The sequence below is a fragment of the Streptomyces sp. NPDC058663 genome, from assembly GCF_042716745.1.
Classification (GTDB): Bacteria; Actinomycetota; Actinomycetes; order Streptomycetales; family Streptomycetaceae; genus Streptomyces.
Window position 1 is genome coordinate 1 of the sequence record NZ_JBHXRV010000097.1, and the last position, 11,256, is coordinate 11,256.

Sequence of the window (11,256 nt, forward strand, 5' to 3'; positions counted from 1 at the left end):
CCCACACCCCTTACCCCCCGCCCCCTTGGGCGGCGGGGCCGCCCCCCGGGGGCGGAACGGGCGGGCAAGGGGGCGGCCCCCCCCGGCGGAGCCGAACCCTCGGTCCCGCCCAGCCGCAGCCCCGCCCCCCCGGGTTTCGCCCGCCCGACCCCCGCCCCCCGGGGCCCGACCGACCCCCGACCGACCCCCGGCCCGGCCCGCCGCACCCCCTCAGCGATACGACCGGATCAGCCGCGCCAGATGCCTCCCCACCGCATCCAACGGCTCCGTGCTCCGCCCCACCTGCGCCGCCATCTCCGCCCCCTCCAGCGCACTGATGACCGTCCAGGCGAGCTCCCGCGCGTCCCGCTCCTCGAAGCCCGCACGCAGCAGTGCCTCGGCCATCAGCGTCCGCCAGTGCGCGAACGCCTCCGCGGCCGCTTCCTGGATGCCGGGGGAGTCCACCGCCGTGCCGACGACCGTCGAGGTCACCGGACACCCGTCCAGCCAGTCCGACTCCGCCAGGCCCTCACCGAGCATCTTCGTCAGGACGAGAATGGCCGTCGCCGGATCGTCCTCTGCGGCGAGCATCTTCTCCAGGATGTCCGCGAATTCCGCGTCCCCCTGCCGTACCGCGACCGTGCCCAACTCCTGCTTCCCGCCCGGGAAGAAGTGGTAAACGGAGCCGAGCGTGGCCTGCGCCTCGCGGGCGATCTGCTTGATGCCCGTGCCCTGATAGCCCTGGCGCTGCATCAGCCGTGACGTCGTCCGGACGATGCGCTCCCGGGTGCCGAGGGTGTCGGACTGCTGGGGTTCTGGGCTCTTCTTCACCCGTCGATCGTACCGAGTAGAGCGTTCTTTTCAGCCTGGATAGAGCGATCGTTCCAAACTCGCTCGGCAACTAGGTAGAGCGTTCGTTCTAGGTCATGCTACGTTCTGCTCAGCCCACCAGATAGAGCGTTCGTTCTAGCGAGCGAATGCGCCCGAAAGGACACCCCTATGAACACGCAGAAGTCCGTCACCGTCATCGGCCTGGGCCCCATGGGCCGCGCCATGGCCTCCGCCTACCTCGACGCCGGCTACCGCGTCACCGTCTTCAACCGCACCCCCGCCCGCGCCGACGCCCTCGTCGCCCGCGGCGCCACCCGCGCCGACAGCGTCGAACAGGCCCTCGCAGCCAATGAGCTGACCGTTCTCAGCCTCACCGACTACGACGCCATGTACGCCCTCCTGGAGCCCGCCACCGCCGCCCTCCCCGGCCGCGTTCTGGTCAACCTCAGCTCCGACACCCCCGACCGCGCCCGCGAGGCCGCCGCGTGGGCCGCCTCGCACGGCGCCCAGCACCTGACCGGCGGTGTGGGCTCCCCGCCCTCGGGGATCGGCGACCCCGAGATGTACACGTACTACAGCGGCCCGAAGGCCGCCTTCGAGGAACACCGGCAGACCCTCGAAGTCCTCACCCGTGCCGACTACAAGGGGGAGGACCCGGGGCTGGGCGCGCTGTACTACCAGCTCCAGATGGACATGTTCTGGACCGGCCTGACCAGCTGGCTGCACGCTCTCGCCGTCGCCCGGGCCAACGGCATCACCGCCGAGGACCTCCTGCCGTACGCCACCGACGTCATGGGCACCATGCCGGACTTCTTCGCCTTCTACACGCCCCGCATCGACGCGGGCGAGATCGTCGGCGATGTCGAGCGGGTCTCCATGGGCGTCGCCAGCATCGACCACGTCGTGCACACCGCCCGAGCCGCGGGCGTCGACACGGCGCTTCCCGCCGCGGTCCTGGAGCTCTTCCGCCGCGGCGCGGCGGCGGGCCACTCCGACGACAGCCTCACCAGCCTGGTCGACGTCCTCGCCAAGGGCGCCTGACCGCGCCCCCGCCCGCACCACGGCCACACGCAAGGGCGGGGTGCACCCGCACCCCGCCCACCCGCACCCCGCCCACCCGCACCCCGCCCATACCCGTCACCCGCGTCCTCCAGCCAGCCAACCGCGTCCTACAGCCAGCTCGCGAACTCCAGCAGCATCTCGCCGTCCTGCCGCCTCCCCGCCGCCATCGCCCGCACCCCCGACTCCACCGCACGGAACAGGGTCCAGCCGTGCAGCCGCTCCCGGTCCACGTCCAGCGAGTCGGCCAGGCGGTTGATCCGGCGGCGGGTCGCCGGTGCGCCCGCGGCGGTGGCGATCTGGTCGTCGATCCGGTCGCGGACCAGCCGCGCCAGGTCGTAGGCCCGCTCGCCGGCCAGCGGGTCGGGGCCGACCGCCAGCCACTGGGTACGGTCGCCCGCGAGCACCTTGCCCTGACGGAAGTTGCCGTGCAGCAGCAGGAGTTCGGGGGTTCCCGCGATCAGTTCGGCGCGGGCGGCGAGGGCAGCGCCGACCAGCGCGGAGTACTCCCCGGGGGCCTCGCGCATCGGCTCCGCCTGCCGGGCGGTGCGCTCCTCGACCGTCTCGAAGGGGTGCTCCGGCGGGGGCTCCACCCACAGCTTGCGGACGACTCCGGACGCCTCCAGCAGCGCCTTCGCCTCGGGGAGCGAGCGCAGCGACACCTCGCAGTGCAGCCGCTCCAGGAGCAGTACCCCGTCGCCCGGCGCGTCCACTGCGCGGCCCCCGGGGGACCCCGGACCGTCCGCCGCGCGCTCCTCCGGCGCCCCGGCGCCGGTTGCCGTGTCCGCCAGCTGGACCGCACCCCACCCGTTCCAGTGCGCGAGGGCCGCCCGCTCCCGCTCGGGACGCGCCGCCCCGGGGGCCAGCTTCAGTGCCCGCTGGCCGCCGTCGGCGCACCGTACGAGCACCACCAGCGAGCTCCGGCCACCCGGAGCCTGCACGCGCTCGCAGGTCAACTCCCGCGCGGCGAGCGCCTCCTGGGTCAGCTGCGGCAGTCGCCCGAGCCAGTCGGCGGCGGTCTGTTCCCCGTACGCCTCGCCCAGCGCCCGTACGAGGCGCTGCGGCGGTTCGAAAGCCATCGGTGGGGGGTACTCCTTCGATTCGTAGGGCTCACACGCCTTCGCGTTCCGAAGTGGTCAGTTCGGCGAGCCCAGGAAAGGCTACGCTGCTGCCCCGCCAGCGAACCGCCCGCACCGCCGCCTCGCCCAGCGCCCCGGCCGCCTCGCGGCGCAGCGGACCGTCCGCGGCGCGCACCAGGTCCGCGTACGCCCCGGCGATCCGGTCCTCCAGCACGGCGGCGAGCTTCACCGCGGCGGCGGCGTCGGGCACCGCGAACGGCAGCGCGTACGCCGCCTCCGCGACCACCGGTTTCCCGCCCAGGTCGTGCACCGTCCTGGCCAGCGCGTCCCGCCGCGCGCGGTGCGCGTCGTAGGCCTGCTCGGCCTCGGCCCTGCGCTGTGCGCCGACCCGGCCGCCCACCACTCCGTACCCGTAGACGGCGGCGTGTTCGGCGGCGAGCGCCCGCTGTACGGCTTCCAGGTTCACTTGCGCGTCCCCTCGTCGAGCAGGAACACGTGACCGGCACCCGCGGCGGCCACCGAGGCCAGCAGCCGGGCCAGTTCGGGGGTGGCCCCCGGCAGAGCGGCCAGATGGGCGTCGGAGGCCCGCCGCTCGGCGGCGGCCAGCTCCCCCAGCGCGGCCGCGGGATCGGCGGCGACGGTCACCGGCGCGTTGCCCGCGACCGCCCGGCCCTTGCCCCGCAGCACCTTCGCCTGCCGGGCCACCTCGCCGCGCAGCGGCTTCAGCCGGTCCGCCTGGCCGGGGTGCTTCTTCAGCAGGGCGTCGTAGTGGGCGAGCAGATCCAGGCTCGTGCGCGTGGCGTTCTCGCGCAGCCGCAGGGCTGCCCGCCGGGCGGCGTCGTTCGTCTGCGTACCGGCGGAACCGGAGGCACCGGAACCGTCCGAGCAGCCGGCCAGCAGGCCCGCGGCGGCGGCCCCGCTCCAGGCCAGCGCACGTCTGCGAGTGGTGGGCGTGCGCAACTGTCCGTCTCCCTCGGTCCCCGGTTGATCACCGCAGGCGAGCGTACCCGCGGCAACGGGCGGACGGACGGCAACACCCCCCGGGACCGGATACCCTTTGACCTGACACGCGACGAAACAGACAACAGCACACGCGGCCGAGGAGTCACCCGGATGAGCACCACCCAGAGCGACAGGCTGCGCGAACTGCTGGAACCGCTGGTCGCCGCCAAGGACCTGGACCTCGAGGAGATCGAGATCTCCAAGGCAGGCAGGCGCCGCATGCTGAGGATCGTCGTGGACTCCGAGGACGGCGTGGAGCTCGACGCGTGCGCCGAGATCAGCCGCCTCGTCTCCGACAAGCTCGACGAGAGCGACGCGATGGGTGACGAGGAGTACGTCCTCGAAGTCAGCTCCCCGGGCGCGGACCGCCCGCTCACCGAGCACCGCCACTACGTACGGGCCACCGGCCGCCTCGCGAAGCTCACGCTGACCGACGGCGCCGAATTGATCGCCCGCATCCTCGTCGTGGACGAGGACGGGCTCGACCTCGAAGTACCGGGCGTGAAGGGGCGCAAGCCCACCGCTCGCCGGGTGGAGTTCGCGGACATCGCGAAGGCCCGCGTCGAGGTCGAGTTCAACCGCAGGAACGAAGACACGAACGACACGAACGACGAGAAGGAAGAGGAGGCGTAGCCGTGGATATCGACATGAGCGCCCTGCGGGGTCTGGTACGGGAGAAGGAGATCTCCTTCGACCTGCTGGTCGAGGCGATCGAGCAGGCCCTCCTCATCGCCTACCACCGCACCGAAGGCAGCTTCCGCCGTGCCCGTGTGAAGCTCGACCGCGAGAGCGGCTCGATCACGGTGTGGGCGAAGGAGGACCCGGCGGACCTCGAAGAGGGCCAGGAGCCCAAGGAGTTCGACGACACTCCCTCGGACTTCGGCCGGATCGCCGCCAGCACCGCCAAGCAGGTCATCCTGCAACGGCTGCGCGACGCCGAGGACGACCAGACCTTCGGCGAGTACGCAGGCATCGAGGGCGACGTCGTGGTCGGAGTGGTCCAGCAGGGCAAGGACCCGAAGAACGTACTGGTCGACATCGGCAAGCTGGAGGCCATCCTGCCGGTGCAGGAGCAGGTCCCCGGCGAGGAGTACACGCACGGTCTGCGCCTGCGCACCTTCGTCGTCCGGGTCGCCAAGGGCGTCCGCGGCCCGTCGGTGACGCTCTCGCGCACCCACCCGAACCTGGTCAGGAAGCTCTTCGCGCTGGAGGTCCCGGAGATCGCCGACGGTTCGGTGGTCATCGAGGCCATCGCCCGCGAGGCCGGTCACCGCACCAAGATCGCGGTCCGCTCGACCCGCTCCGGCATCAACCCCAAGGGCGCCTGCATCGGCCCGATGGGCAGCCGTGTGCGCAATGTCATGGCGGAGCTGCACGGCGAGAAGATCGACATCGTCGACTGGTCCGACGACCCGGCCGAGATGGTCGCCAACGCGCTCTCCCCGGCCCGGGTCTCCAAGGTCGAGGTCGTCGACATGTCGACGCGCTCCGCCCGGGTGACCGTGCCGGACTACCAGCTCTCGCTCGCCATCGGCAAGGAGGGGCAGAACGCCCGCCTGGCCGCCCGCCTCACGGGCTGGCGCATCGACATCCGCCCCGACACCGAGGTGATCGTCGAGGGCGAGGAGCGCGGCGAGTACCGGCGTGACGACCGGGACGCGCGGGGCGACCGCGGCTGAGTGAGCCGCGTGCGGTGAAGTGAGCCCGGCTGAGAGCCGGGCCACATCACTTTTTGGACCAACAGGTTTTCGATTCTTGCCCCAAAGGGGTGAGGTCGGTGCGGGGAGGTAGACTTAGTCGTGTCTGGCCAAACGCATACCGGCGCATGCCCTGAGCGAACCTGTGTGGGTTGCCGGGGGCGAGCGGCCAAGAGCGAACTGCTGCGCATCGTGATGATCGAGGGTGAGTGTGTCCCCGATCCTCGCGGTACGCTGCCCGGCCGGGGTGCATACGTGCACCCCGCCTCTGCCTGTTACGACCTGGCGGTCCGCCGCCGGGCGTTCCCCCGGGCCTTTCGGGGCCAGGGACCGCTCGATACGGCGCCACTGGAGAAATACGTGGCGCGGTACGTCGAGCAGGCGACACCGTAAGACGCACCACACGAACGGCACGGGTCCCCGTGCGGTCAGGTACCTCGCGAGTTGGAAGTAGGTCGAGATTGCGATGAGCACTCGATGAGTACGCGATGAGTACGCCCATGAAGTAGCGACGGTCCGGCGTTCAACCCGGACCTAAAAGGAGCGAAGTGGCTAAGGTCCGGGTATACGAACTCGCCAAGGAGTTCGGTGTTGAGAGCAAGGTCGTCATGGCCAAGCTCCAAGAACTTGGTGAATTCGTCCGTTCGGCGTCCTCGACGATCGAGGCGCCGGTTGTACGCAAGTTGACTGACGCACTGCAAGGCCCCGGCGGCAACGCCGGCAAGTCCGCAGCGAAGCCCGGCGCGCCCCGCAAGGCGACGCCTGCCAAGCCCGCGGCACCGTCCGCGGCCACCCCCGCGACGTCGGCGGCTCCCCGCCCCGGCGCCCCCAAGCCCGGCGCACCGGCCCCCAAGCCGGCCGCCGCCGAGGCCCCCAAGAGCGAGCCCACGGCCCCCGCCGCGACCCCGGCTGCCGCCGGCCCGCGTCCGGGTCCCAAGCCCGCGGCGGCCAAGCCGGCCCCGGTCACCCCGGTGCCGCAGGCCGAGTTCTCCGCACCCGAGCCGGCTCAGAACGCACCGGCCCAGAGCGCTGCCCCGGCAGCGCCGCAGGCCCCGCGTCCCGCCGGTGCCACGCCCGGCCCGCGTCCGGCTCGTCCGGCCCCGGCCCAGCGTGACGGCGGCCCGCAGGGCGGCCAGCGCGACAACCGCGGTGGCGAGCGTGGCGGCGACCGCCCCGCGCGTCCGGCCGGCCAGGGCGCCCCGCGTCCCGGCGGTGCCCGTCCCTCGGGTCCCCGCCCCGGCAACAACCCCTTCACCTCCGGCGGTACCACCGGCATGGCGCGCCCGCAGGCGCCCCGTCCGGGTGGCGCCCCGCGTCCCGGCGGTGCCGGTGCCCCCGGAGGCGCCCCGCGCCCGCAGGGCGGCCCCGGCGGCGCTCCGCGTCCGCAGGGCGGCCAGGGCGGCGCAGGCCGTCCGAGCCCCGGTGGCATGCCCCGCCCGCAGGGCGGCGCCCCGCGTCCGGGTGGTGCTCCCTCCGGTAACCGCCCGAACCCGGGCATGATGCCGCAGCGTCCGGCTGCCGGTCCCCGTCCTGGTGGCGGTCCCGGCGGCGGCGGTCGCGGTCCCGGCACGGGCGGCGCAGGCCGTCCCGGTGGCGGCGGCGGTCGTCCCGGTGGTGGCGGCGGCGGCTTCGCCGGTCGTCCCGGTGGCGGCGGTGGCGGCTTCGCAGGCCGTCCGGCCGGTCCCGGTGGCGGTGGCGGCGGTTTCGCAGGCCGTCCCGGCGGCGGTGGCCGTCCCGGCTTCGCAGGTCGCCCCGGTGGTCCCAACGCACGTGGTGGCACGCAGGGCGCCTTCGGCCGCCCCGGCGGTCCCGCGCGCCGCGGTCGCAAGTCGAAGCGTCAGAGGCGCCAGGAGTACGAGGCCATGCAGGCCCCGTCCGTGGGCGGCGTGATGCTGCCTCGCGGCAACGGACAGACCGTCCGCCTGTCGCGCGGTGCCTCGCTCACCGACTTCGCCGAGAAGATCAACGCCAACCCGGCGTCGCTCGTCGGCGTGATGATGAACCTCGGCGAGATGGTCACTGCCACGCAGTCCGTTTCCGACGAGACGCTCAAGCTGCTCGCGGACGAGATGAACTTCATCCTCGAGATCGTCAGCCCGGAGGAGGAGGACCGCGAGCTTCTCGAGTCCTTCGACATCGAGTTCGGCGAGGACGAGGGCGGCGAGGACATGCTCGTCTCCCGTCCGCCGGTCGTGACCGTCATGGGTCACGTCGACCACGGCAAGACCCGCCTGCTGGACGCGATCCGCAAGACGAACGTCGTTGCGGGCGAGGCCGGTGGCATCACGCAGCACATCGGTGCGTACCAGGTCGCCACCGAGGTCAACGGTGAAGAGCGCGCCATCACCTTCATCGACACCCCCGGTCACGAGGCGTTCACCGCCATGCGTGCCCGTGGTGCGAAGTCCACCGACATCGCGATCCTCGTGGTCGCGGCCAACGACGGTGTGATGCCGCAGACGATCGAGGCGCTGAACCACGCCAAGGCGGCCGACGTGCCGATCGTGGTCGCGGTCAACAAGATCGACGTCGAGGGCGCCGACCCGACCAAGGTGCGCGGTCAGCTCACCGAGTTCGGTCTGGTGGCCGAGGAGTACGGCGGCGACACGATGTTCGTCGACATCTCCGCCAAGCAGGAGCTCAACATCGACGCCCTGCTGGAGGCCGTGGTCCTGACCGCGGACGCGTCGCTCGACCTCCGGGCGAACGCGGAGATGGACGCACAGGGCATCGCGATCGAGGCCCACCTCGACAAGGGCCGCGGCGCCGTCGCCACCGTCCTCGTCCAGCGCGGTACCCTCCGCGTCGGCGACACGATGGTCGCTGGTGACGCGTACGGCCGGGTCCGGGCCATGCTCGACGACCACGGCAACAACGTGCAGGAAGCGGGTCCCTCGACCCCCGTCCTGGTGCTGGGTCTCACCAACGTCCCCGGCGCCGGCGACAACTTCCTCGTCGTCGACGAGGACCGCACGGCCCGTCAGATCGCCGAGAAGCGTGCCGCTCGTGAGCGGAACGCGGCGTTCGCCCGCCGTGGCGTCCGGTTCTCCCTGGAGAACCTGGACGAGGCCCTCAAGGCCGGGCTGGTGCAGGACCTCAACATCATCATCAAGGGTGACGCGTCCGGTTCGGTGGAGGCTCTCGAGTCCTCGCTGCTCCAGCTCGACGTCTCCGACGAGGTCGACATCCGCGTCCTGCACCGTGGTGTGGGTGCGGTCACCGAGTCCGACATCGACCTGGCGACGGGTTCCGACGCCATCGTCATCGGATTCAACGTCCGTGCGGCCGGCCGTGCTCAGCAGATGGCCGAGCGCGAGGGCGTCGACGTCCGCTACTACTCGGTGATCTACCAGGCCATCGAGGAGATCGAAGCAGCGCTCAAGGGCATGCTCAAGCCGGAGTACGAGGAGGTCGAGCTCGGTACCGCGGAGATCCGCGAGATCTTCCGCTCGTCCAAGCTCGGCAACATCGCCGGTGTCCTCATCCGCTCGGGCGAGGTCAAGCGCAACACCAAGGCGCGCCTCGTCCGCGACGGCAAGGTCATCGCCGAGGACCTCAACATCCAGGGTCTGCGCCGCTTCAAGGACGACGTCACCGAGATCCGCGAAGGGTTCGAGGGCGGTATCAACCTCGGCAACTTCAACGACATCAAGATCGACGACGTCATCGCGACGTACGAGATGCGGGAGAAGCCGCGCGGCTAGGAGCTGCGTAGCGACACCGTGCACCCGGGGCACAGCCCCTGATGCCGGCAGTGGTCGGGGCCGCTCGGCGGAGATTATTTCCGTCGAGCGGCCCCGGCCGTTGCGTGTACGGTTCTGGTGTCCCTGCCAAGCAGTGGCAGCGGCACATGAACCCGAACCGGCGGGACATCCGGACACACATGTATGTGGGGACTCTGTCCTTCGACCTCCTGCTCGGCGACGTACGGTCGCTGAAGGAGAAACGCTCCGTCGTCCGGCCGATCGTCGCCGAGCTGCACCGCAAGTTCGCGGTCAGCGTCGCGGAGGTGGGAGACCAGGACCTCCATCGCCGGGCCGAGATCGGCGTCGCGGTGGTGGCGGGCGACACGGGGCACCTCGCAGAGGTACTGGACCGGTGCGAGCGCATGGTCGCCGCCCGGCCCGAGGTGGAGTTGCTGTCGGTACGACGGCGGCTGCACAGTGACGAAGACTGAAACAAGCGGAAAAACGTAATACACAAGGAGAAGGACCAGTGGCCGACAACGCTCGGGCGAAGAAGCTGGCGGACCTCATTCAGGAGGTGGTCGCCCAGAAGCTGCTGCGCGGTATCAAGGACCCGCGCCTGGGAACGCACGTGACCATCACGGACACCCGCGTCACCGGCGACCTGCGGGAGGCCACGGTCTTCTACACGGTGTACGGCGACGACGAGGACCGGGCCAGCGCGGCAGCCGGACTGCAGAGTGCCAAGGGCATCCTGCGTTCCGCGGTCGGGGCGGCGGCGGGCACCAAGTTCACGCCGACCCTGACGTTCGTCGCGGACGCGCTCCCGGAGAACGCCAAGACGATCGAGGACCTGCTGAACAGGGCACGGGCCTCCGACGCCTCGGTGCGCGAGGTGTCCTCGGGCGCCACGTTCGCCGGCGACGCCGACCCGTACAAGAAGCCCGGTGACGACGACGAGGACGACGCCACCGCATGAGCAACGCAGCAGTGAGCAAAACGCCGGACGGACTTGTCATCGTCGACAAGCCGTCCGGCTTCACTTCGCACGACGTCGTCGCCAAGATGCGCGGGATCGCCAGGACCCGCCGCGTCGGCCACGCCGGCACGCTCGACCCGATGGCCACCGGCGTCCTCGTCCTCGGCGTCGAGAAGGCCACCAAGCTGCTCGGTCACCTCGCGCTGACCGAGAAGGAGTACCTGGGCACCATCCGGCTCGGCCAGGACACCCTGACCGACGACGCCGAGGGTGACCTCATCACGTCCACCGACGCCTCCGCGGTCACCCGCGAGGGCATCGACGCAGGCGTCGCGAAGCTGTCCGGCGACATCATGCAGGTGCCCTCCAAGGTCAGCGCCATCAAGATCGACGGCAAGCGCTCGTACAAGCGGGCCCGCGAGGGCGAGGACTTCGAGATCCCGGCCCGCCCGGTGACCGTCTCCTCCTTCCAGGTGTACGACGTGCGGCCCGCGGTCGCGGAGGACGGCACGGCGGTCGTGGACCTGGTGGTCTCGGTGGTCTGCTCGTCCGGTACGTACATCCGCGCCCTCGCCCGCGACCTCGGCGCAGGACTCGGCGTCGGCGGCCACCTCACGGCACTGCGCCGCACCCGGGTCGGCCCCTACGGCATCGACGCGGCCCGCACCCTGGACCAGCACCAGGAGGAACTGGCCGTCATGCCGATCGCGGACGCGGCGGCGGCCGCCTTCCCGCGCTGGGACGTGGACGAGAAGCGCGCCGCCCTGATCATGAACGGCGTACGGATCGACATGCCCGCGCACGAGCGGAGCCCGGTCGCGGTCTACGGGCCCGACGGGACGTTCCTCGCGCTGGTCGAGGACCAGCGCGGCAAGGCGAAGAGCCTGGCGGTCTTCGGCTGACACCACCCGGCGGCCGGGCCAGGGGCGACCACGCCCCGGGCC

Annotated in this window: 12 protein-coding genes; 8 read left to right on the plus strand and 4 right to left on the minus strand. The window is 71.7% G+C overall.

Annotated features, from left to right (window positions below; translation table 11 throughout):
• Positions 1-210: 210 nt before the first annotated feature.
• A complete protein-coding gene (locus ACFWVV_RS37250; protein ID WP_384356042.1) occupies positions 211-810 on the minus strand; it encodes a TetR/AcrR family transcriptional regulator in 600 nt (199 codons plus the stop codon).
• A gap of 105 nt (positions 811-915) precedes the next feature.
• Here ACFWVV_RS37250 and ACFWVV_RS37255 point away from each other — a divergent pair, with 105 nt between their 5' ends.
• On the plus strand, positions 916-1,851 hold the full coding sequence (locus tag ACFWVV_RS37255; protein ID WP_384356122.1) for an NAD(P)-dependent oxidoreductase: 936 nt from the start codon (positions 916-918) through the stop codon (positions 1,849-1,851).
• Between the two features lie 128 nt (positions 1,852-1,979).
• Here ACFWVV_RS37255 and ACFWVV_RS37260 read toward each other — a convergent pair whose 3' ends face one another.
• Genes ACFWVV_RS37260 through ACFWVV_RS37270 form a run of 3 tightly spaced genes read right to left on the minus strand, consistent with a single transcriptional unit; the run spans position 1,980 to position 3,908 of the window.
• Complete coding sequence (locus ACFWVV_RS37260; protein WP_384356044.1) at positions 1,980-2,948, minus strand: aminoglycoside phosphotransferase family protein; 969 nt, start codon at positions 2,946-2,948, stop codon at positions 1,980-1,982.
• A gap of 31 nt (positions 2,949-2,979) precedes the next feature.
• Entirely contained in the window at positions 2,980-3,414 is a 435-nt protein-coding gene (locus tag ACFWVV_RS37265) for a ferritin-like domain-containing protein (protein ID WP_384356046.1), read from the minus strand.
• On the minus strand, positions 3,411-3,908 hold the full coding sequence (locus ACFWVV_RS37270; RefSeq protein ID WP_384356048.1) for a hypothetical protein: 498 nt from the start codon (positions 3,906-3,908) through the stop codon (positions 3,411-3,413). Before ACFWVV_RS37270 ends, ACFWVV_RS37265 begins: the two co-directional genes overlap by 4 nt.
• A 153-nt stretch (positions 3,909-4,061) precedes the next feature.
• On the opposite strand from ACFWVV_RS37270, the gene rimP reads away from it, so the two are divergent.
• From rimP to truB, 7 genes are all read left to right on the plus strand, one after another.
• The gene (rimP, locus tag ACFWVV_RS37275; RefSeq protein ID WP_384356050.1) at positions 4,062-4,583 is read left to right on the plus strand and encodes a ribosome maturation factor RimP; all 522 of its coding nucleotides are present in this window, start codon (positions 4,062-4,064) and stop codon (positions 4,581-4,583) included.
• Between the two features lie 2 nt (positions 4,584-4,585).
• Entirely contained in the window at positions 4,586-5,629 is a 1,044-nt protein-coding gene (gene nusA, locus ACFWVV_RS37280; protein ID WP_384356052.1) for a transcription termination factor NusA, read from the plus strand.
• A gap of 120 nt (positions 5,630-5,749) precedes the next feature.
• Positions 5,750-6,040 (plus strand): YlxR family protein, encoded by a 291-nt coding sequence (locus ACFWVV_RS37285; RefSeq protein WP_384356054.1) that lies wholly within the window; start codon positions 5,750-5,752, stop codon positions 6,038-6,040.
• Positions 6,041-6,195: 155 nt separating this feature from the next.
• Complete coding sequence (gene infB, locus ACFWVV_RS37290; RefSeq protein ID WP_384356056.1) at positions 6,196-9,351, plus strand: translation initiation factor IF-2; 3,156 nt, start codon at positions 6,196-6,198, stop codon at positions 9,349-9,351.
• Positions 9,352-9,530: 179 nt separating this feature from the next.
• A complete protein-coding gene (locus ACFWVV_RS37295) occupies positions 9,531-9,824 on the plus strand; it encodes a DUF503 domain-containing protein (protein ID WP_384356058.1) in 294 nt (97 codons plus the stop codon).
• 38 nt (positions 9,825-9,862) lie between these two features.
• Positions 9,863-10,312, plus strand: a complete 450-nt coding sequence (rbfA, locus tag ACFWVV_RS37300) for a 30S ribosome-binding factor RbfA (protein ID WP_384356060.1) — start codon at positions 9,863-9,865, stop codon at positions 10,310-10,312.
• A complete protein-coding gene (truB, locus tag ACFWVV_RS37305) occupies positions 10,309-11,214 on the plus strand; it encodes a tRNA pseudouridine(55) synthase TruB (protein WP_384356062.1) in 906 nt (301 codons plus the stop codon). The genes rbfA and truB overlap by 4 nt, the downstream gene beginning before the upstream one ends.
• Positions 11,215-11,256 lie beyond the last annotated feature (42 nt).

Coding starts and splice junctions, on each gene's coding strand:
- ACFWVV_RS37260 (WP_384356044.1), bottom strand. CDS start 2,948: ATGGCTTTCGAACCGCCGCAGCGCCTCGTACGGGCGCTGGGCGAGGCG.
- rimP (WP_384356050.1), top strand. CDS start 4,062: ATGAGCACCACCCAGAGCGACAGGCTGCGCGAACTGCTGGAACCGCTG.
- ACFWVV_RS37295 (WP_384356058.1), top strand. CDS start 9,531: ATGTATGTGGGGACTCTGTCCTTCGACCTCCTGCTCGGCGACGTACGG.
- truB (WP_384356062.1), top strand. CDS start 10,309: ATGAGCAACGCAGCAGTGAGCAAAACGCCGGACGGACTTGTCATCGTC.